Consider the following 21,226-nt stretch of genomic DNA (forward strand, 5'->3'; position numbering starts at 1 on the left):
GTGTTGATATCCATAAAGGTCGGGGGGTGTCCAGTAGACGAATCTCGATAAGTGGCAACCAGTTGTCTAGCAGTGGTTAAGCGCGGCAGCCACCAACCTAGCAGTGGTTGACCATCGGCGAGTAGGCGCAGGTGTTGGTTGTTGGGGCGTTGCGGATGGGTGGCTGAAGGTAAAGAAAGGGCATAAAATTCAGGCTTCCATCTTTTCAACCACCCCTCCTTGGTATAGCATAGTGGTTTGTATGAATATCTTGCTGTGTCTTCCGACTGTTAGCAGGAACTCATGAAAGTTAAGCTTGCCGAAGAATACATTCTGGCGCGGCTCCGCACGCAACTGCCAACCATTCTTTACTACCACGGCGTGCACCACACGCTCGACGTGACGCAGGCGGCTATGCAGTTGGCTACGGCCGAAGGCATCATCAACAAAACCGAGCGCCAACTGCTGCGCACCGCCGCCCTCTACCACGATACCGGGTTTTTGCGCACCTACAGCGGGCACGAAGCCGAGGGGTGCGCCCTCGTACGCGAGGTACTTCCTGGCTTCGATTACACGCCAAGCCAAATCGAGACTATCTGCGCAATGATTATGGCCACCCGGCTGCCCCAGGACCCGCACTCGCACCTAGCCGAAATTCTCTGCGATGCCGACCTCGACTACCTGGGCCGCCCCGATTTCGAGCCTATTGCGCGCACCTTATTTCTGGAGTTCCGGGCGCGGCACCTCGTTACGGCCGACGAAGACGCTTGGAACCACTCGCAAGCTCAGTTTCTGACCCAGCATCACTACTGGACGGCCACAGCCGTTGCCTGGCGCGAAGGCCCCAAGCAGGCCCGGCTAGCGGAAATCCGGGAGAAGCTTTCCTCGAAACAGTAGCGACCAGTAGAGGAATAATAGGGTTCCGCGCTGACTTAGCCCACGCTAGCGGCACATTGTTGGGTGTAGGGCCCGGTGGCTCGGTAGCCAACAAGCAACGCTTGAAGTAGCAGTAGCATCTTTCTGGTACTGCCCTACTTTGCGGCAGGTTTCACGTACCACAGTAGGCCCGAACAGGTAGAAGCCCAAAACTTATTGCTTGGGCGCTGGGCTTTCGGCTATCCGCTGTTACCGCTCTACCATTATGCAGAAAACCGCTCTTATTGCCGGGGCCAGCGGCCTGATTGGTTTGCAGCTACTGCCTTTGCTATTGGCGTCCGACCGCTACGCCAAAGTTATTGTAGTGGCGCGCCGGCCTTTGCCCCAGATGCACGCCAAGCTGGAACAGCGCATTCTCGACTTCAACCAGTTAGAGGAACACAGCATGAGTTTGATTGCTGATGACGTCTACTGCTGCCTTGGCACCACCCTGCGGCAAGCTGGCTCCAAGGAGGCTTTCTACCGCGTCGATTATTTATACGTGGTAACCCTGGCGGCTCTTACGGCCCGCAACTTCGCCTCGCAGTTGCTGCTGGTATCCGCCATGGGTGCCGATGCTGAGTCCCGGATTTATTACAACCGCGTGAAAGGAGAAATGGAAGCGGCAGTGCGCCAGACGCCGTTTCGGGCCATTCACTTCTTTCGTCCTTCGCTGCTGCTCGGTGAGCGAAACGAGAAGCGGCTAGGCGAGCAAGTGGGGGCCGTCTTGCTCCGGGCACTCACTCCCCTACTGCTTGGGCCGTTGCGCAAGTACCGGGCCGTGCCCGCCGCGGCCGTTGCCCAGGCCATGCTGCGCGCCGCCGAAGACGATGGTGGGGGCATAAAAATTCACTTTTCCGATGAAATAGCTAGCTCAGGTGTTTTGTAATATTTCCGATTAACATCAGGTTTGTACTTTATATTTACGGTAGTATAATTTCACTTTTATCACTTTCTTATGAAGAAGTTTACCCTTATTGCGTTGGGTGTTGTGTTAGCGTGTGGCACGCAGCAAGTGGCAGCTCAAAGCAAGAAAAAGAGTAGTTCGGGTGGTAGCAATAGCGGCTACAGCACCGGTATTGGTTTGCGTGGTGGTGGCTACTCTTCGGGGCTTACGATCAAGCATTTTCTGAGCGGTAAAAACGGGGTTGCGCTCGAAGCCTTGGTCACGACCGAGTACAAGGCTCGCGGGGCCCGGTTGACCCTGCTCGGTGAGAAACACAAATCCATTGCCGACGTGAAGGGCTTACAGTTTTATTATGGAGCCGGCTTTCACGCCGGGGCGTACCAGGGTCGCTACTATTTCGATGACGTACGCTACTACCGGGTTCACAAGAAAGACGTCTACGTCTACCGTGACTACCGCTCCGACGATGCTACCTACATAGCCATTGGCGCAGACCTGATTCTGGGCCTGGAATACAAGCTGGAAGATTTACCGTTCGTGGTGGGCGTCGATTACAAGCCTTTCTTTGAAGTATTTCACGGCTACACGGGCTTCTACAACGATGCGGCGGTAAGCTTGCGCATTACCTTCTAGCCTCGGCCGCGGCACGGCTTGATAAGGGTCGTGCCGCGGCTTTGGGCCCTTGCAACGCGGTACCGCTACTACAGATTCTTTTCATAGTAAGTACCAAACCATTATGCTAAGCAATAAAATTAAAACTCAAGTGGCTGTAGCCCACTTTATCTTGACCCCACGATGAACAGTATTACACTGTATATGAGCGATTTACGCAGTATCAATGAAGTACAGGTAACCGTATCGAATGCGCTGGGCCAGACGGTACAGCAGTTCACCGTTCGGCCACAGGCTGGTGCCCTGCATCATCCGCTGGATCTGGCCAGCCTGCCAGCAGGTGTGTACTCGATATGCGTACGCACGGCTGAAGGCACCATAACCAAGCGACTGGTGCGCGAATAGGTACCACCTTTTGTTTTGGACAGCATCCTATCAGACTTTTCGATAGGGTCTTTTTTAGGTGTTTACTACGAAGTCACTACCAGTAGTGCCACAACCCTAACAGGTTAGGCATATTCTTTTAAGGACTGAATTAGCCCTGCCTTGCTGACTATGCAAGCCCCTAGGGCACTACTATTCTTAACTAATTCACATTTCTTGTTGCTTCTCACTTTCACTGCAAAATACCCGGTAGTGAGTACTGGCAAGCTATGTTACGCTCTGAATATTAATTCGTTAGAGCACAAAATAATTTCAGATTACTTTCCTCACTGTTTAGCTTGCGCCCTTTTTTTCAGTTCATTTTTATTTACTCATCTTCATTATGAAGCACTTTTTACTTGCACTTGCATTGGGCTATACACTTACTCCGACCCTGGGGGTAGCTCAGTCGGAACCGCCTGCTCGCCCAGCGGTCCGCCTGCCCGTCGGCTCAAACTTACTGGACGCCCAACCACCTCAGTTGCCTACCGCTGCTCGTCCGGCTACCACGGTACGAGTGGCTACGCGCATCTCAACTTCTATCTGGGACCAAAATAACAGCGTATGGCTTGCCCCTACTATTCGAATTAATACCTACAACGCTCAAGACCTCCTGGTACTTGCTACCTCGTCGGACTCCGCTACACAACGACCCTTGTCTCGCACTTCTTACGCCTACAATGCGACCAGACAGAATACCAACTACTTAAACGAAGTCTGGAACGGCTCGAGTTGGCAGAACTCGAGCCAGACGTTTATCTCTTATGACACGCAAGGACGCCCAACGCAGTACTTAGATCAGGAATGGGCAAATGGAGCCTGGGTGAACAAGTCTCGCTCGCAGTATGGTTATACGCAAAATTATCACACGCAATTCCTAAGTCAGAACTGGACCAATGGCGCGTGGGTAACTATTGCCGGCTACGATGACTCTTATGTATTCGACGCAGCTGGTCGCCTATCGGAAGTAACCTATATCGATTGGAACTCGGTGACCAACACCTTTGTGCCTAGTGCTCGCTTTCTGCATGTATATAATGGCTCAGCAACACTTAACAGCGGTGTTATTACGCAGAATCCAATGAACGCTACTTGGGTGAACGCATATTATAATACCAATTTCACCCGCGATGCACAATCGCGCGTCGTATACTCTGAAAACCAGACTTGGACTGGTACAGCTTGGCAGTTGAACACCCGCGCTAACACCATGTATGCGGCCACGGGGCCCGGCTACGTACAGTTGACGGAGCGACTAGTAAGCGGCAGTTGGGTAAATAATTCTCGCTACACTGACTCATACGACTCGCAAAACCAATTTCTCGGCTACAGCAACGAAAACTGGATGGGGAACAGTTGGGAAACTTCTTTTGGGTTTCGTAATACGCTCGGCTACAACGCCACCAACGACGTGACTCGGAGGCTCGAGCAATCTTTCAATACCAACGCCCGAGTCTACGTCAATTCGCGCAAGTATTATTATTCGAACTTTCAGTCCATCACACTGGCAACCAAGCTAGCAGTGTTCCAAGGACAAGCAACACTTCATCCTAATCCTAGCAACGGCAGTGTCACGCTCACGCTCGACGGGTTGCGCACTTCAGCCTTAGTTAGCGCTGAAATAATCAATACGCTGGGCCAAGTAGTACTGCGGACTGAGTTGCGTCCGCAAAGCGCTACAATTCGTCATAAGCTAAACTTGGCCAGCCTACCAGCGGGCGTGTACTCCGTATGCGTGCGTACTGCCGAAGGCACCATCACCAAGCGGTTAGTGCGCGAATAGCTTCTTTATTAATTTATAACTCTTAAAAGTCTTAGCTAGCACCCCATTGGGCTCTCCGGTGGGGTGCTTCTTTGTGTTTATAGCTTCTTGCTCGGCACTTGTTGACAGCTAATGGCAAGCCATTCCGCCACGCCTAAAATACCTAGAAGTAAGTATTGATTTCAGCTAATACTTTGGCAATATTTACAAGTTATTATATCCGTAGTGCAAATGTGTTAAGGTCCCTCCACTACCTCAACACTAGCGGCTAAGCCTTCGAACCTAGTTTTCACCTCAGCTTTACTCGTATGCTACCACACTCTACTTTCATTAGTTACAGGCTGTATACTTGGTTGAAGCCCCTTATATTGTTGCTCGTGCTGCTGCTTGTGGCGGGCAGCCTTCAGGCCCAAGGCCCCGGCTCGGGCGGGCCTACCCCCGTAGCGGTGCCCCTTGATGGCGGCGCTTCATTGTTACTAGCAGCGGGAGCAGCCTACGGCCTTCGGTGCTTGCGCAAAATACGCCGGTAACCTGGCGAGCGTAAGCTCCCTTCTGTTCATGTTGCTGAACTGTCTACCCTTGGTTGAAAATGACCAGGGTGACTACGTCTTTCTCTGTTTTTTCCTCCAACAATCTCATTCGCCCCCACCCACGCTATGAAAACAACTTTTACTGCTTTCTTCACCAGCCTTTTGCTGTTGTGTACCCTCACCACGCAGGCCCAAACCATTCGCCGCTGCAATAACACTGGCATCACTGGCACCAACATCTACACCACGCTGCAAGCCGCTCATGATGCGGCCTCTAATGGCGACATCATCTACCTGGAACCGACTTCCACTTCCTATGGCTCCCTGACGTGCACTAAAGTGCTTACCATTATTGGGACCGGTTATTTTCTAGCTCAGAATCCGGGCTTGCAGCTTGATGCGAGAGAAGCCTTAGTGGGCTCTGTCGTTTTCAATAGTGGCAGCGCTGGCTCCCGCATTACCAGGTGCGTGATCGATAATACTGTTTCAATTGCAGCAAACCGCATAACAGTGGAGCGCAATCATTTAACTAGTGTATACATAGGTTACAATAATCTAAGATTTACCTACACATCTGTTGATGATATTGTTATTCGGAACAATTACATACAAAGTCAGATTCTGCCATATGCAATAGCTAATACTGCCCTCAACGATATTACTATTTCCAATAACATCATCGGCTTCGGCATAGGTGTATTATTTGATAACGGCTATTCTTCCAGCAACTTAAGTAATATACTGATCCTCAATAATGTTATTGGCAGCTTAACAGGTTCTAGCAACGCAAACATAACGGTAGACAATGCCGTCATTAAGAACAACATTCTAACCTACACGGGCACAGGCACCAGCTTCACGCCGCGCAACAATACCTACAGCAACAACATCAGCGGGAACACGGCCTTCGGCACGGCCAACGGCAACCAGCAGAATGTTGCGCCCACTGCCTTGTTCGTGGGCGGTGGCGCTTCTACAGATGGCGCTTTCCAGTTGCAAGCGGCCCCAAACCCAGCTATAGGCACGGGGGAAAACGGTGCTAACGTGGGGGCTTTTGGCGGCGCTACTCCCTACCGCATAGCGGGCATTCCGAACGTGCCCACCCTCTATCAGTACAACGAGTCGGTGACGGGCAACACGCTCAACGTCACCATCAGCACCCGGTCCAACAACTAAGACGGCTCTGCGCCTTCTCTACACGTCATTACTGATGGACTATCTACGCACGATGCCCTGTGGCCGGCTGTGGCTGGCTACCCTCCTGGCAACCATAGCAACCCTATTTTCGCCGCTCTACGCCCAGACGCCGCCTAGTCTCGACCGGGTGGAATACTTTTTCGATACGGACCCCGGCTACGGGCAGGCCACCAGCGTGCCCCTTGTCACGCCGGTCACTGATCTTACCAACTTCAACCTACCGGTAGATGCCGCCGCCTTAGTTGACGGCCCGCACCGGCTGTTTGTACGGGCGCGCGATGCAGCAGGCCGGTGGAGCCAAGTGCTGAACCGCAGCTTCACCAAGAGTGGCTGTTCTAGCGCCCCGAACCTAGCGGCCAATCAATCGGCGGCCAGCTACACCGGCAACGGTATGGCGCCGGCGGCAGTGGAGGCTATCTACAACGGGGGCGCTGTTGCGGGTGCTTCGTCTACTTTCCTTGACAATTATTACGCTCAGGTGGATTTAGGCCGGTCGCTGCAAGCGGTGTCGGAGGTACAGCTTAATTTGCAAAACCCTAACAGTACGCCCGTGGACTACACCTTGCAGGTGGAAGTTTCCGGCGACCTACTTACTTGGACCACCGCCGACAACTTCCGGGCGACGCTGACGGCCAACCAGACGGCGCCGGTGCTCGTGACCCGGCCGCTGACCACGGTGCAGAACAACGTGCGGGGCGTGCGGCTGCGGCTGTTGCTGCCCACTGTTTCGCAGGGCATTCAGCTCACAAATGCCGGCGTGTTCTACTTCAACTGCACGGGGCCTTCCATCAGCAGTTTCACGCCAACTAGCGGGCCGGCCGGAACGGAAGTTACCATCACGGGCACCAACCTGACGGGAGCTACGGCGGTGCGCTTCAACGGGGTGACGGCGGGCACCATCACCAACAACACGGGTACCAGCCTAACGGTGGCCGCTCCGGCAGGCTACTCGTCGGGGCCGATTTGCGTGACGGCCCCGGCCGGCGTGGCCTGTTCGGCGCAGAGCTACAACTACCCGGCGGCCATTACTACCGGCAGCATTTCACCGAGCACTTTTTGCGCGGGGCAGAATATTGCGGTGCCCTTTAGTGCCAACACAGTTGAGTTTGGGGCCGACAACGTGTTCAACTTTCAGCTCTCGGATGCTGAGGGTGTTTTTGATGCGAATGCGCCCCTGCTTGGCACCTTGGTTAGCTCCAACGCCAACGGCGGCACACTAAGCGGCATTATTCCACTGACTACGCCAGCGGGTAGCCGCTATCGAGTGCGAGTGGTAGCTTCGAACCCGGCCGTGGTAGGAACGGAAAATGCCGCGAACCTGACCATCAACCCAGCTCCCGTAAGCCAAGCCGCTGGCCCGGCCACTATTACCTACGGCAACTCCATCGACCTGACGGTGTCGCCAACTTATCCGGGCGCGAGTTACACTTGGTATCGCGCTCCGGGCAATCCTCAGGATTTCTTGTCTATCCAGCAGAACCCGACTATTCCCCGCGTTACCACGCTCGGCGTGAATCGGTTTATAGTGGTTGTGAGGCTCGGCAATTGCAGCTATTCCAGCTCTGTGGACGTGACGGTGCTGCCTTCAACGGTTCCGATTTTGACCTTGGCCCCAATTAGAGGCACTTACTGCGCGGGCACGGCGTACTCGCTGCCCTTTACCGTCACCGAGCAACCCTTCCCGGCTGGTACTGTTATCGTAGCCGAGCTTTCGCTCAGTTCCGGCTCCTTCGCACGTACTACTCAAATTGGCTCGGTTGTATTTGAAGGGATGGGCAACGGCTTGCTGCCGGTTACGATACCCCGTTTCACCCAGCGGTTCGGCACCAACTACCGCATTCGGCTACTGGTTTCGAGCCCTTACTTCTTGGGCAACAACTATCCCCCGGGTGTATTTGGCGAATTTATAGACATCATGCCCTTGTTTAGCGAAGCATCGGTGAGCGGTAATTCGCCGATAACAGCCGGTGACACGCTAAAACTGCAAAGCAACGGCCCGGCTACCTGGACGTTTACGCCGGTAGGCGGCAGCCCTACCTTTTTCAGCAACGCCCAAAACCCGCGAATACCCAACGCCCAGCCCACCCAATCGGGGCGCTACCGCGCAACGGTGACTGTACTTGGTGGCTGCACCGACACGGCTTCGGTTCTGGTGCTCGTGCGGCCAGCCGTAACGACAACCTCGCTCACCCTGGATTCGCTATCGACCACCGGGCCGGCGTGCGTGGGTACGGCTTTCAGCGTGAGCTACACCGCCGCCGGGCTCGATTTCAACGCGGGCAACACAATTTCGGCGGTGCTTTCCAATGCGAATGGCGTATTCTCCAACAACAGCCCGGTTATTGGGTCGGCAGCTGTAACTGCGGCGGGGGCCGGTACGCTGCGCGTGACGGTGCCTGCCTCCGCGCCGACGGGCAACCAGTACCGGATTCGCTTGGAAAGCAGCAACCCGGTGATTATCAGCAACAGCAGCCCGAATCTGAATGTCGTCAACATAGGAACGGTCTCGGTATTCTCTAGTTCGCCGGTGACAGTGGGTGCTACTATCTCGCTGTCGGCCACCTTCATTGGCGGCGCCACTTACCAGTGGACCGGACCCAACAATTACTCGGCTACAGGTCAGCAGCAAACCATCCGTGGGGCCACAGCGGCCAACGCGGGCACCTACCAACTAACTGTTTCGCTGAACGGCTGCACCACCACCGCCAGCGAAACGGTGGTGGTGCAACCGCCCACGGGACCCATCATCCAAACGGGCAGCTTGGCGAGCAGCTACTGCGCAGGCACGGCGCTCAATGTGCCATTTACGGCCAGTGGCTTCACCGAGGGAAACGTGTTTACGGCGCAACTTTCCGACGGCAATGGTTCGGGTAGCAACCCCGTAATTATCGGGACACTGACTGACACTACCAGCGGCACCATTGCAGCCATCATTCCGGCTACTACCACGCTCGGCACCGGTTATCGAATCTGGGTGGTAGGCAGCCAGCCGGCCACCTTCGGAGCCGACAACGGAGACGACATATTAATAACTCCGACGGGTGTTTTCGCCTGGACTGGCGCCGCCAACAGCAACTGGTTCGACCCGGCCAACTGGAATTGCGGCACCGTACCCACCAGCACGAGTAGCGTCCTGATTCCGGGTGGGCTGACCACGTATCCAGTGCTTGGCACGGGCGGCGTCGCCCCCACGGCCCTCAACCTGACGCTGGCCAGCGGCGCTTCTCTTTCGTTGGGAAGCACATTTGAGCTGCTCGGCAATCTGGTAAACAACGGCATCCTGAACGCGGGCTCCAGCACGCTGCTGTGCCTGGGTACTACCGCCCAAACCTTGAGCAGCATCGGAACCTTGCGTTTCTACGACCTAACCATCAATAACCCGGCCGGCGTGACCTTGCAAAGCCCGGTAGGCGTCCGGCATTTGCTGGTTTTGACCAGCGGCAACCTGGCCTCCGAGCGTAACCTCACGCTGCTTTCCGATGCTACCGGCACGGCGATGGTAGTGAACCCGGTGGGCGGTGGCACCGTGACGGGCCTGGCCACCATGCAGCGGTTTGTTACGGGCTCGGTGCAGGGCTACCGGCACTTCTCGTCGCCGATGCTGATGGGTACGGCCCCCGTGCGAGAGTTTGCCGATGATGTGTCGGGCTTCAATGTGAACCCGGACTACAACACACAGGGCAATGCCGCGTCGCCTTTCCCAACCCTGTTCCAGTACGACGAGACCCGCCTGACCGCCACGAACAGCCTGTTTGATGCCGGTTGGATGGTGCCCGAAGACTTTAGCCCCCTGATGCCGGGCCGGGGCTACTCCGTTCAAGTCGCACCCGCCTCTACGGTGGATATTTCTGGCGTTCTGGCAAGCGCCAACGTGAGCTATCCGCTTACGCGCGGCCCCTATGCCGAGTCGGGCTGGCAGTTGCTGGGCAACCCCTTCCCCTCCCCGCTGGATTGGGATTTGGTACCCGCCGCGCCTGGCATCGACAAGGCCCTGTACGTGTATGTACCTTCCGGACCCTATACGGGTTCGTATAGCTCCTACATCAATGGGGTGGGCCAAAACGGCGGCCGCAAGGACCTAGCCGCCATGCAGGGTTTCTTTGTGCGGGCCACCAGTGCCACGGCTACGCTAAGCCTGCCGAGTTCGGCCCGCGCCACCACCTACCTTAGCCCCACCTTCGACCGGAGCACGGCTACCAGGACCACGACCCGTCCCCTGATCCGGCTGAGCGCCCGCAACGCCCGCGGCCAAGCCGACGAAACCGTCGTGTACTTCGAGCCCACTGCTACGGCTGGTTTCGACCCCGCTTACGATGCCTATAAAGTGCAGCTCAACGGCAACGGCCTGCCTTCGCTCTGGACTGCTGCCGACTCTAAAAATCTCTCTATCAATGCCCTGCCCGAACTAGCTACCGTGCCTAGCATTCCGCTGGGGGTGCGGGTGAGTCAGGACGGCACTCACGTGCTGCACGCCGCCGAACTCTTAAACCTTCCTGCGGGCACCGAGGTGTGGCTGGAAGACCGCGAGCTAGGGGTGCGTCAGAACCTAATGGTCGCGCCTTCCTACGCCTTCACCATGACAACCAGCTACAACAGTCAGCGCTTCTACCTCTGGCTACAAGCTGGCCGTCCGGCGGCCACGGCGGCCAGTGCGCTGCAAGCCACTACGCACCTCTACCCCAATCCCGCCAGTAGTACGGCCACTTTGGAAATGGCCGGGCTGACAGGCACGGGCGACGTGCAGGTGCAGCTACTCAACACGCTCGGGCAGGTGATGCTCAAGCGCACGGTACAGCCTCGAGCCGGTACTGTCCGGGAGCAGCTCGACCTTACGCATTTGCCAACTGGCGTGTACTCAGTGTGTGTTTTCACCAACCAAGGCACTATTGTGAAACGCTTGGTGCGCGAGTAACCTAGTTCCAGATTTTGTTACGGTGGTCCTTCCAACAGAGGGAAGCAAGATGAACTAGGCAAAAGCCAGCAACTATTAGTTGCTGGCTTTTTAGTTGAAGCATCTTTGTGTGGGGAAGCTTATTGTCCAACTAAAGCTAGCAACAAGCCTGTTCAAGCTCATCAGGAGCCTTGCAGGCGCGAAAAACAATGCTTTGCGCTTAAACGCTACCCTGTTTCTACCGTAAACCTTCGAGGTGCCGTTGCCAGCAAGAAAATGGCAAAAAGGAGTTAGATTAGGTGGGCATCATAAAAGTATTCTTAGATTGAATTGACTGCCTCCGCCCCTTTGTTTACCTGTTGAAGCGACCTACCTGCAACCACGAGTGTCTATCGACAATCTGACGCCCGAAAGCAGCGGCCCAGTGTCTTGATCTTATCATCGACTTGCCCAGCAAGCAAAGCCTACATATTCCTTAACTATGGCTGACTCAACTCCCGATTCCAAGCCGGAAAACCCTCAGTGCGGCCACGATGCGGCGCGCCGACAGTTCCTCAAGCAATCCTCGGTGCTCACGGCGCTGGCCTTTACGCCGGGCCCGGTAGTGCAAGCCGCCGCCGCCGAATGGGACGAGAAAATTGCGGCTCCTTTTGAAAAAGTAGGCCTGAAGCTGGCCGTGAACGGCAAAAGCTACAAGCTATCCGTGGAACCTCGCGTGACGCTGCTGGACCTACTGCGCGAGCAACTGCACCTAACCGGCACCAAGAAAGGCTGCGACCACGGCCAGTGCGGCGCCTGCACCGTGCACGTCGACGGCAAGCGTGTCAATTCGTGCTTGTCGTTGGCTGTCATGCAAGACGGCCGCGAAATCACGACCATTGAAGGCCTGGCCAAAGGCGACGACCTGCACCCCATGCAGGAAGCCTTTATCAAGCACGACGGCTTTCAGTGCGGCTACTGCACGCCGGGCCAAATTATGTCGGCGGTGGCTTGCATCCGGGAAGGCAAAGCTGACTCCGAAGGAGAAATTCGGGAGTTTATGAGCGGTAATATTTGCCGCTGTGGCGCGTACCCCAACATTGTGGCCGCTATTCAGGAAGTTAAAACCGGAGGACAGAAGGTATGAATCAGTTCCAATACGTCCGCCCGAGCAAGCCGAAAGCGGCCATTGATGCGCGCGCCAAAGACCAGAATTCGCAGTTCATTGCCGGTGGCACCAACCTGCTCGACTTGATGAAGCGCGGGGTGATGAACCCCGAACGGCTCATCGACATCAGCCGCCTTCCCCTCGACAAGCTGGAGCGCCAGAACAACACATTCCGCATCGGCTCCATGGCCCTCAACGCCACCGTAGCCGACGACAAGCAAGTACTGGAAAAGCTGCCGCTACTAGTGCAGGCCCTGAATGCCGGCGCCTCGGCACAGTTGCGCAACATGGCCACCATCGGCGGCAACATGCTCCAGCGCACCCGCTGCCCCTACTTCTACGATACGGCCCTGCCCTGCAACAAGCGGGAACCCGGCTCGGGCTGCGGCGCCCTCGAAGGCTACAATCGCATGCACGCCATTTTCGGCTTCTCCGACAAATGCATTGCTGTGCACCCCTCCGACATGAGCGTGGCCCTGGTAGCGCTGGATGCCACCGTGCTGGTCAGTGGCCCCAGAGGCGACCGGCGCATCCCCTTCGCGGAGCTGCACCGCCTGCCCGGCGACCTGCCGCAGAAGGATACCACTTTAGAGCCCGGCGAGCTAATCACGGCCGTGGAAGTGCCTGAAGGTCCCTTCACGAAGAACGTACATTACCTGAAAGTGCGCGAACGGGCTTCCTACGCGTTTGCGTTGGTATCGGTGGCGGCGGCACTGCAACTCGAAAACAACATCATCAAAGATGCCCGCCTCGCCATGGGCGGCGTGGCGCACAAGCCCTGGAGGCTGACCGATGCGGAAAAGTCGTTGGTGGGCAAGCCAGCTACGGAGGCTACTTTCCAGGCCGCCGCCGCTATTGCCATGCAGGGAGCCAAGGCTTTCAAGCACAACGCCTACAAATTAAAGCTAGGGCCCAATGCCATTGTTCAGGCCCTCAAAAACGCTACTAACGTGGCGTAAGCCTCTATTCCTATGAACGAGCAACCTCTCTTCAAAGACGGCGTGGTAGGCGACCGAATGAACCGCGTAGACGGCCGGCTGAAAGTAACCGGCGCGGCCCAGTATTCGGCAGAGTATCAGTTGCCGGGCCTCGTGCACGGCTTTCTGGTGGGCAGCACCATCACCAAGGGCCGCATCAAGAGCATCGATACCAAGGCGGCTGAGCGGGCCCCCGGCGTACTGGCCGTAATTACCCACGTGAATTCCATTAAGGTGCCAGGCTTCGCTAACCGCAGCCAGCCCGATGAGCCCCCGACAGCCGGACAGCCGCTGCGTGTATTTCACGACGAGAAAATTCTCTTCAACGACCAGCCTATTGCCATTGTGGTGGCCGATACGCTGGAGCGTGCCCGCTATGCTGCTGGCTTGGTGAAAACGCAGTACGAAGCCGAACAGCACGCCACCAACTTCAACGCCCACCTCGACCGGGCCAAAGTACCGGCGCAGGCGAAAAAGAACCCGAAGTCGCCGCAGGCCGACCACGACCGGGGCCAGGTTGATGGCTACAAAACCGCGCCCGTAAAGCTGGAAATGGAGTACGTGATTCCCACCGAGATGCACAACCCGATGGAATTGCAATCCATCATTGCTCATTGGGAAGCGCCCGACAAGCTCACGGTGTACGACAAGGTGCAGGCCGTGAAAGGCACCCAACGCGCCTTTGCCAAAGATTGGGGTATTCCCGAGCAGAACGTGAAAGTGATTGCCACGTTTGTGGGCGGCGCGTTCGGCAACGGCTTGCACAACTGGCCCCACGAAACGGCCGCCATCATTGCCGCCAAAACGGTGAACCGGCCGGTGAAGCTGGTGCTCACGCGCGAACAAATGTTTACGATGGTGGGCTACCGGCCTTATACTTGGCAGCGCATCGGCATCGGGGCCACGCCCGATGGCAAGCTGGTCGGCATCACCCACGAAGCCACCGGCCAGACTTCCACGTACGAGGACTTCACGGAGTCGACGGTGCAGCAGACGCGCATGATGTACCAGAGCCCGAACGTAAGCACGCGCTACCGCATCCTGCCGCTGGATATCAGCACGCCCATCTGGATGCGCGGACCGGGTGAAGCCACTGGTGCTTTCGCGCTGGAGTCGGCCATGGATGAGCTGGCGCACGCGCTGAACCTGGACCCCATGGAGTTCCGCCTGCGCAACTACACTGATGTAGACCCCGACAACGGTAAACCCTGGTCGACCAAGTACCTGAAGGAATGCTACCAAATGGGGGCCGAGCGGATCGGCTGGAAAAATCGGCAGATGAAGCCCGGCTCCAACAAGCAAGGCGACTGGTTGGTAGGCTATGGCATGGGTGTGGGTACGTTTGGGGCCAACCGCGGCAGCGCGAAAGCCGGCGCCCGGCTGCTAGCCAACGGCACCGTGGTGCTGCAAAGCGCCACCACCGACATCGGCCCTGGCACCGGAACCGTGATGGTGCAGCTAGCCGCCGATGCCCTCGGCATGCCACCCGAAAAAGTACGTTTTGAGCTAGGCAATTCCCTTTTCCCGGATGCGCCCTCGCAAGGTGGCTCGGCTACTGTAAACACAGTAGGCTCGGCCGTGGTGGACGCGTGTGCGGCGCTTAAGGAGAAGCTGCACCAGTTGGCTGGCCCTACGTTCAGTGCTGCCAAACCCGCGGATATCGTTATCCAAGGCACTCAACTTTCACTGGCTAATAATGCTGCCGCGAAGGTTTCTTACGCCGACCTCATTAAGTTGAACAACGGCCAAGAGGTGGCGGTGGTAACGGAATCTAAGCCCGGCAACGAGCGGCAGAAGTATTCGATGTACTCGTTTTCGGTGCACTTCGTGGAGGTGCATGTGCACCAGCTAACCGGCGAAGTGCGGGTGAAGAAAATGGTAGCCTGCGCCGATGCGGGCACCATCGTCAACCACAAAACGGCTGGCAACCAAATGCTAGGCGGCGCCGTCGGTGGCATCGGCATGGCCCTCACCGAAGGTGCCATGATAGACGACCGTTTTGGCCGCTACATAACCAAGGACTTAGCCGATTACCACGTACCCGTTCATGCCGACGCGCCAGCTATCGAAGTAGCCTTCGTTGACAAACCCGACCTCATCGTGGATTCCATGGGCACCAAAGGCATCGGCGAAATAGCCATCATCGGGGCTGCCCCTGCTATTGCCAACGCTGTGTTCAATGCCACCGGCAAGCGCATCCGCGAATTGCCCATTACCCCCGACAAGCTGATTTAAGTTGTTCTTCCTTTGGTGAAGTTCTGTCAATCATTTATATAGGTTGAGGCCAAAAAAAGACCGACCAGCATGCTGGTCGGTCTTTTTTGTTAGCAGGTTCTCTTATTAGTGGCGTCCACCGCGGCCGCCCCGATAAGTACCACCGCCGTTGCGGTAGCCACCATCCCGGTGGTAGCCGCCATTATTCGAGCGGTTGTAATAGCCTGAATTAGGACGTACTACACGGGGCCGCACGATGACAGGAGCCGGACGCACAATCACGCGAGATGGACGATAGTAGCGCGGACCATAATAGGGCCGGTAGCGAGGACCGTAATAGTCGCCTTAGTAGCCGGCCGGGCCGGTGGAAACTACAGCTTGCGTGGAACCAGCGCAACCTGTTAGCAGCGTACCCGCCAGCAACAAGACAAGTATAAACGGAAACTTCAGAAGCTTTTTCATAGTCAATAGTGGCGGACCACAACCTGGATCCGCACTACTTATTAGACGCAAAAACCAGCCCAAAGTTTAATTCGCCTTTCACTAAAACCGCTATATAGAGACTTGCTGCTCAACGCGAAACATAAGCAAAGCTAGGCCGTGCCTTCGTTTCCGATGCAAAGGGAAGCTAAAGCTTTTATAGCGGAATCCGGTACGTAACATCGGTGGCGCCACCGAATATACCGAAGCCCTGGCGCACGTTGGAAAAGAGTGGTGCCGGCTCTGCAAACGGGCTGTTCTCGGTATCATAGTAGCGCTTCATCGATTGATAGAAACTGTAAGTGTCGAAGGTGATGCGACTGATAACGACTTCTATGTAGCCCATCTCGGGAATATTGGTACCAGTGGAAGAGGTAGTGAACTTTCCATCATATATCAATTCTAGATCAGCGCTAAATGTAAGGCGTTGTCCGTTGCTGTTAGCATCGTTAAAAGGGTGCAGATTGTAGCTGTTGTCTGTAGAAAGCTGGAAACGGCCTAGGTCTATATCGGAACCAGGGTCATCATTATAGGCACGTACTACATGGCCCCAGCGCTTGCCGTTACGATCTAAAGCTCTGGCAGTAGCTACGTAATAATCGGTTGTACTTGCGTTATCAAGAAAGCTAACTGTGAGCCGCCCTGACCTTACATTCCAAAGCGGGTTGAATGGCCCCGCTACGAAGCTGCCAGTCTCAATCACGGCTTTATTCTCTGGCAAGGTTAAAGTTGCTTCTACTGCCTCAACGCCTGGGGCCGAGGCACGAAGCGTGTACGTACGACCAGGTTCTCCCACAAATCCGCGCACAGGCACGTAATGGCCATATAAGCTGTCGGGGCGCCCAGTTGTCCAGTCGTATCCCTGTCCCGCTACAGACCGAAATTGCTCTACTATCTGGCCGGCTTCGTTCAACAGCTCTACGGTAGCATCGCCCCGGCCAGTAAGTTCCTTTCGCTCTAGCACACTCTGGCTGGTACTTACAAATACCCCACGATCATAATATGACGCACGATAGTCTGGCGTCGGAGCTTGGTTGGCAAGCGTATACGTGATGGCCAGCCGTGGTGTGTGTGGGGGCGTATCTACTTCCACAATGGTTTCGCAGCCACTGAACAGCAAGGCAGTGAATGTAAGTAGTGTAACTAGCTTATTCATAATAGTTCGGAAATGAACAGGTTAACTTGATGAGTCATGCAACCACTTAGTCCTTGCTCAAAACTTAAAGGCCTTGCTGAACGAGGGAATAATGGGGAACAACGAAACCTGCTTGTAAGCCGATTCATGGTATTTGCCCGCTCCATCAGTATAGCCGGCGTCGAAGTACAGGTAATACGGGTTGCGACGGCTGTACACGTTGTAAATAGAGAAGCTGTTGACCACTTCACCCCACTTCTTCTTCTTGGTTTTGCTTAGGTCGAGGTCGAAGCGGTGATAGGCAGCCATACGATAGGAATTCCGCTCACCATAATCATCGAAATCCTGAAACTGCCCCACCAAAAATCGTCCTTGCGACAAGGTAGTAGCGTTGCCGGTACCATATACCCAGGTACCCGACAGCGTGAACGTAGGACTGAACTTGTGGATGGCTACCACCGAAATATCGTGGCGCCGGTCGTACTTGTAGGGGAAGATGCGACCTTGGTTAAGGTCGGGAAAGCGCCGCTTGCTCCAAGCCAGTGTGTAGCCAATCCAGCCAGTCGTGCGGCCCGATTTCTTTTGGATGAAAAACTCACCGCCATAAGCCCAGCCTTTGCCACTAGTTACTTTACTTTCCCAATCACTGTCCACGGTGCCCAAGAAGCTAGCGCCCTCGCGGTACTCCACCAGGTTGCGCATGGGCTTGTAGTAGCTCTCAAAGCTTAGTTCGTAGTCTTCGTCTTTGAAGCGCAATGTGCGGGCCGCCCCCACACTGACCTGCTGCGCACGTTGCGGCTTGATTTGGTTGGTAGCAGGCACCCACAAATCGGTCGGCAAGCCAATACCGCTGTTGGTGAGCAAATGAATAAACTGCATGGTACGAGCGTAAGAGGCTTTCAGCGCCCAATCCTCAGTGAGTAGGAATCGGGCGGCTACACGTGGTTCTATGCTTGAGTAGAATTTGCCTTCCACTGCAAAGCCGTTCAGGCGCAAGCCGCCGTTCACTTTTAGGCGGTCGGTAAGGCGGTAATCATCCTCAGCGTACAACCCCATTTCGCTAGCCACGGTGCGCGTACCCGACTTGAGTTGGCTTTCCAAATCGTCGATGTTGCCTTTGGCCGTCAAGGCACCTGGCCGAAACGAGTGCAGGATGTACTGCCCTCCAAACCGAATGTAATGGTCGGGGGTAGGCGTATAGTCGAAATCAGTTTTGAGGCTGAAGTCGCGGATATTAGACAAATAGCGCAACGAGAAGTTGTCGGTGTGCGGCTCCCCTTGAACGTTACGGCGCTGCTCGTCTTCTTGCTCTACGTTGAACTGATATTTGCTATAAGTAAGATGGGTGTTCATGAACAGTTGGTCGTTCACGATGTGGTTCCAGCGCAACCCCGCCGTCAGGTTGCCCCAGCCCAGGTTCGCCTCGGTGCGGCTGTATTCTTCCGCGGTTTCCTCTTTGTCGCGGATACGGGCGTAGAACTTGTCGTAGCCGGTGTAGCCACTCACATACAGCCGGTCGCGGCTGCCGAGTTTCCAGTTAAGCTTGGCGTTTAGGTCGTGGAAGAAGTACCCCACCGACCCTTTGGAGCCTTCCGCCGAAAGCTGCGACTTGATGAAAGGCTGGGCCAGCACATCGAGGTAAGTACGGCGCGCCGAAACAATAAACGAGGCGGTATCTTTCTTGATGGGCCCTTCCAGCGTGATTTTGGAAGCTACAATGCCAATGGCGCCTTCGCCATGAAACTCTTGCATGTTGCCTTCCTTCATCGAAATGTCGAGCACCGACGACAGCCGCCCGCCATACCGCGCCGGAAAGCCGCCCTTAATCAGCTCCACGTTATTAAGCGCATCGGCATTGAACACCGAGAAGAAGCCGAACAAGTGGGCCGCGTTGTAGACCGGCGTGCCGTCGAGCAGAATCAAGTTTTGGTCGGGGGAGCCGCCGCGCACGTAGAGGCCGCTTTGTCCTTCGCCACCGCTTTGCACACCGGGCAGCAGTTGCAGCACCTTCAGCACGTCGGTTTCGCCAAACAGCTTGGGCAGGTTCTTAATTTGGGTGATGGGCACGTTGATGGTACCCATGCGCGTGCTTTGCTCAATCCGCTCCTGGCGGTTGCCGACCACCTCCACATCAGCTAGCTCATTGCTACTGGCCCGCAGCCGGAAATCGTGGGTAACGTTGCGAGTGGTTGCGGCGGCCCAACGGGCGCGCTCGTAGCCTAAGTAGCTCGCCACTAGCCGCACCGAATCGGTGGCGGGCAGCGTGAGCGAGTAGAAGCCGTAGGTGTTGGTGGCAGTGCCCTGCCCACTGCCGGGGTTCACTACGGCTACTCCAATCAAATTCTCCCCAGTTGCCCCGTCGCGGACGTAGCCGCTAATGGTGATTTTGGAACTAGTAGCAGGTTGCTGCGCGTGCGCGACAAAGGCGCCCAGCAAGAAACAGGGTACTGCAACAGCGCGAAAAGCTGGTTTCATAGAATAGTTGGAAAGAATATAGGAGCACTTTCTAATTGTCAGGTATCTAAAGCCGAACGCCGAAAATGCCTAATCTCGTATATAGCAGAGACCTAGAGAAGCTGAAAGGTTGGCCGAAGGGTGCTAAAAGCAGTTGCATTTCATTTGTCTACAAGTCACGCATCAGACACCGTCTTCCTACTTCACCGAACAAGCCACGACCAGACTAGGGATAGTTCTCCATTCAGGCCGCCTGACATGCTATTGGGCAGCTTGCATTCAGCTATTTATACTCTACAAGTAATAGCAAAAGCGAAGCTACTTAACTTCCAAGTCGTCTTTGGAAGGGAGAGCGGGGAAGGCTCCGTGCGGTTCCGTTTGGTACCAGTAGGCCACCGAGGCTACATCGTCCTGCAACGGGAGGTACCGGCCGTTGTAGCGCCAGCCCAGAGCCTGAATGGTAATCCGCAGATCCTGGCTGAATCGAATAGGGTCCGGAATGTGCCAGCGGTACATGCCAAAGCGCTGCTGGGCCCGGTAGAGCCCATCGGGCCTGATAACCTGGTGCAGGCCCGCGTAGGGCGTCGAATACTCCTGATACTGACGGGTTTTCTTGTTTTCGAAGTTGTAGGAGCCCAGAAAATAGTCTTCGGTGCCGGTGCCGTTGATGGTGGGGAACTGGCCATCACCATCGAGGAAGAATTTGATTTCGCCTTCTCCCCACCAATCGTTGCTATTCACGCCCCAGGCAATGTAGGTGCCTACGTACTGCCCGCGGCCTTTCACGCCATCCAGAATGGTGAAGGGCACCTTGTAGGCCGTCGGGTTTTGGCGGCGAAACTGCGCGTGGAAGTAAGCGGCATCGGTGGGTACCTCCGTGAGCGTATAATCCACCTGATAGTAGAGAAACATATCCTTCTCATCGATATTCTCCAAGGTGATGCGGCACTTCTTGCGGAAAGGCATCAGCCAGTAGCAGTTGAAGGCGCTGCCCGGATTCACGGCGACCGGAATGGAATTGAGCAGGGCCGTTTCGCCCCAGCCTTGCCCGAAAAAGTCACCTACTGGCACTTCCACCGAGGGAGTTTTCTCGCCGTCCCAGTACATGCGCAGAATGGAAAAACGCCACAAACCAGTTGGCGTCAGCCAGATGTGCTGAATAGCGCCCGACCCTTCTATCTCGGCCACAACCGCCGTTTGCCCGGCTTTGATGAGGATGCTGGGGCTAACTTTCCACCCAAGGCCCAAGTCGCGCGAGGCATTTTGGCCCGTACCGGTAGTGGCCCGCCCGCCTTGGCCCTTGGCCCCGGTGAAGTTCTCGGGGCTGATAGAACGGGTGCGGGCGTCGGAGAGGCGGTAGAGGTTGCTAAGGTCGGAGCCTAGGCCATTAAAGGTGGTCTTCTGGGCACAAGCCGGCTTAACTAAGCCAAGCAGGAGCAAGGGCAGAAAAAGAACGAGTAGCTGCTTTGACATGGGCGGGAGCTGGACAGTGGAAAGAGCATACGTGGAAGCAAACCAAGATGCATAGAAATGCACAGCCGCGCACGTTTCTCAAGCTAAACCTATGGTGCCACCAGGGCCTCCAACCCTTCCCCGTCGTCAC

Annotated in this window: 15 protein-coding genes; 11 read left to right on the plus strand and 4 right to left on the minus strand. The window is 55.8% G+C overall.

All coding sequences use genetic code 11. From position 1 onward, the window contains the following. The first annotated feature begins 282 nt into the window (after positions 1 to 282). The 11 genes from ACFE7X_RS20790 (at position 283) to ACFE7X_RS20840 (ending at position 15,575) form a co-directional block, all read left to right on the plus strand. Entirely contained in the window at positions 283 to 876 is a 594-nt protein-coding gene (locus ACFE7X_RS20790) for an HD domain-containing protein (RefSeq protein WP_375437610.1), read from the plus strand. A 244-nt stretch (positions 877 to 1,120) separates the two neighbouring features. Then, the gene (locus ACFE7X_RS20795; RefSeq protein WP_375437611.1) at positions 1,121 to 1,783 is read left to right on the plus strand and encodes an NAD-dependent epimerase/dehydratase family protein; all 663 of its coding nucleotides are present in this window, start codon (positions 1,121 to 1,123) and stop codon (positions 1,781 to 1,783) included. Positions 1,784 to 1,852: 69 nt separating this feature from the next. After that, complete coding sequence (locus ACFE7X_RS20800) at positions 1,853 to 2,434, plus strand: hypothetical protein (protein WP_375437612.1); 582 nt, start codon at positions 1,853 to 1,855, stop codon at positions 2,432 to 2,434. 162 nt (positions 2,435 to 2,596) lie between these two features. Continuing rightward, positions 2,597 to 2,818, plus strand: coding sequence for a T9SS type A sorting domain-containing protein (locus tag ACFE7X_RS20805; RefSeq protein WP_375437613.1), 222 nt, complete (start codon positions 2,597 to 2,599; stop codon positions 2,816 to 2,818). Positions 2,819 to 3,179: 361 nt separating this feature from the next. After that, positions 3,180 to 4,619 (plus strand): T9SS type A sorting domain-containing protein, encoded by a 1,440-nt coding sequence (locus ACFE7X_RS20810; protein ID WP_375437614.1) that lies wholly within the window; start codon positions 3,180 to 3,182, stop codon positions 4,617 to 4,619. Between the two features lie 356 nt (positions 4,620 to 4,975). Next, positions 4,976 to 5,128 carry a PID-CTERM protein-sorting domain-containing protein gene (locus ACFE7X_RS20815; protein WP_375437615.1) on the plus strand — a complete coding sequence of 51 codons (153 nt, stop codon included), beginning with the start codon at positions 4,976 to 4,978 and terminating at the stop codon, positions 5,126 to 5,128. A 126-nt stretch (positions 5,129 to 5,254) separates the two neighbouring features. Next, positions 5,255 to 6,304 carry a hypothetical protein gene (locus ACFE7X_RS20820; protein WP_375437616.1) on the plus strand — a complete coding sequence of 350 codons (1,050 nt, stop codon included), beginning with the start codon at positions 5,255 to 5,257 and terminating at the stop codon, positions 6,302 to 6,304. A gap of 34 nt (positions 6,305 to 6,338) precedes the next feature. Continuing rightward, positions 6,339 to 11,237, plus strand: a complete 4,899-nt coding sequence (locus ACFE7X_RS20825; RefSeq protein ID WP_375437617.1) for a T9SS type A sorting domain-containing protein — start codon at positions 6,339 to 6,341, stop codon at positions 11,235 to 11,237. Positions 11,238 to 11,697: 460 nt separating this feature from the next. After that, on the plus strand, positions 11,698 to 12,342 hold the full coding sequence (locus tag ACFE7X_RS20830) for a (2Fe-2S)-binding protein (protein WP_375437618.1): 645 nt from the start codon (positions 11,698 to 11,700) through the stop codon (positions 12,340 to 12,342). After that, complete coding sequence (locus ACFE7X_RS20835; RefSeq protein ID WP_375437619.1) at positions 12,339 to 13,322, plus strand: FAD binding domain-containing protein; 984 nt, start codon at positions 12,339 to 12,341, stop codon at positions 13,320 to 13,322. Before ACFE7X_RS20830 ends, ACFE7X_RS20835 begins: the two co-directional genes overlap by 4 nt. A 12-nt stretch (positions 13,323 to 13,334) precedes the next feature. Then, positions 13,335 to 15,575, plus strand: a complete 2,241-nt coding sequence (locus ACFE7X_RS20840) for a xanthine dehydrogenase family protein molybdopterin-binding subunit (protein WP_375437620.1) — start codon at positions 13,335 to 13,337, stop codon at positions 15,573 to 15,575. 105 nt (positions 15,576 to 15,680) lie between these two features. Here ACFE7X_RS20840 and ACFE7X_RS20845 read toward each other — a convergent pair whose 3' ends face one another. The 4 genes from ACFE7X_RS20845 to ACFE7X_RS20860 form a co-directional block, all read right to left on the minus strand. Then, positions 15,681 to 15,836, minus strand: coding sequence for a hypothetical protein (locus ACFE7X_RS20845; protein ID WP_375437621.1), 156 nt, complete (start codon positions 15,834 to 15,836; stop codon positions 15,681 to 15,683). Between the two features lie 355 nt (positions 15,837 to 16,191). Then, complete coding sequence (locus tag ACFE7X_RS20850; RefSeq protein WP_375437622.1) at positions 16,192 to 17,190, minus strand: DUF4249 family protein; 999 nt, start codon at positions 17,188 to 17,190, stop codon at positions 16,192 to 16,194. Positions 17,191 to 17,247: 57 nt separating this feature from the next. Then, positions 17,248 to 19,644 carry a TonB-dependent receptor domain-containing protein gene (locus tag ACFE7X_RS20855; protein ID WP_375437623.1) on the minus strand — a complete coding sequence of 799 codons (2,397 nt, stop codon included), beginning with the start codon at positions 19,642 to 19,644 and terminating at the stop codon, positions 17,248 to 17,250. A 297-nt stretch (positions 19,645 to 19,941) separates the two neighbouring features. Further along, positions 19,942 to 21,096 carry a glycoside hydrolase family 172 protein gene (locus ACFE7X_RS20860; RefSeq protein WP_375437624.1) on the minus strand — a complete coding sequence of 385 codons (1,155 nt, stop codon included), beginning with the start codon at positions 21,094 to 21,096 and terminating at the stop codon, positions 19,942 to 19,944. Between the last annotated feature and the right edge of the window lie 130 nt (positions 21,097 to 21,226).

It is taken from the genome of uncultured Hymenobacter sp., from assembly GCF_964242765.1.
Classification (GTDB): Bacteria; Bacteroidota; Bacteroidia; order Cytophagales; family Hymenobacteraceae; genus Hymenobacter.

Excerpts from the sequence above, each read along its gene's own strand:
- ACFE7X_RS20790 (WP_375437610.1), top strand. The coding sequence starts at position 283 with ATGAAAGTTAAGCTTGCCGAAGAATACATTCTGGCGCGGCTCCGCACG.
- ACFE7X_RS20795 (WP_375437611.1), top strand. The coding sequence starts at position 1,121 with ATGCAGAAAACCGCTCTTATTGCCGGGGCCAGCGGCCTGATTGGTTTG.
- ACFE7X_RS20800 (WP_375437612.1), top strand. The coding sequence starts at position 1,853 with ATGAAGAAGTTTACCCTTATTGCGTTGGGTGTTGTGTTAGCGTGTGGC.
- ACFE7X_RS20805 (WP_375437613.1), top strand. The coding sequence starts at position 2,597 with ATGAACAGTATTACACTGTATATGAGCGATTTACGCAGTATCAATGAA.
- ACFE7X_RS20810 (WP_375437614.1), top strand. The coding sequence starts at position 3,180 with ATGAAGCACTTTTTACTTGCACTTGCATTGGGCTATACACTTACTCCG.
- ACFE7X_RS20820 (WP_375437616.1), top strand. The coding sequence starts at position 5,255 with ATGAAAACAACTTTTACTGCTTTCTTCACCAGCCTTTTGCTGTTGTGT.
- ACFE7X_RS20825 (WP_375437617.1), top strand. The coding sequence starts at position 6,339 with ATGGACTATCTACGCACGATGCCCTGTGGCCGGCTGTGGCTGGCTACC.
- ACFE7X_RS20830 (WP_375437618.1), top strand. The coding sequence starts at position 11,698 with ATGGCTGACTCAACTCCCGATTCCAAGCCGGAAAACCCTCAGTGCGGC.
- ACFE7X_RS20835 (WP_375437619.1), top strand. The coding sequence starts at position 12,339 with ATGAATCAGTTCCAATACGTCCGCCCGAGCAAGCCGAAAGCGGCCATT.
- ACFE7X_RS20840 (WP_375437620.1), top strand. The coding sequence starts at position 13,335 with ATGAACGAGCAACCTCTCTTCAAAGACGGCGTGGTAGGCGACCGAATG.
- ACFE7X_RS20850 (WP_375437622.1), bottom strand. The coding sequence starts at position 17,190 with ATGAATAAGCTAGTTACACTACTTACATTCACTGCCTTGCTGTTCAGT.
- ACFE7X_RS20855 (WP_375437623.1), bottom strand. The coding sequence starts at position 19,644 with ATGAAACCAGCTTTTCGCGCTGTTGCAGTACCCTGTTTCTTGCTGGGC.
- ACFE7X_RS20860 (WP_375437624.1), bottom strand. The coding sequence starts at position 21,096 with ATGTCAAAGCAGCTACTCGTTCTTTTTCTGCCCTTGCTCCTGCTTGGC.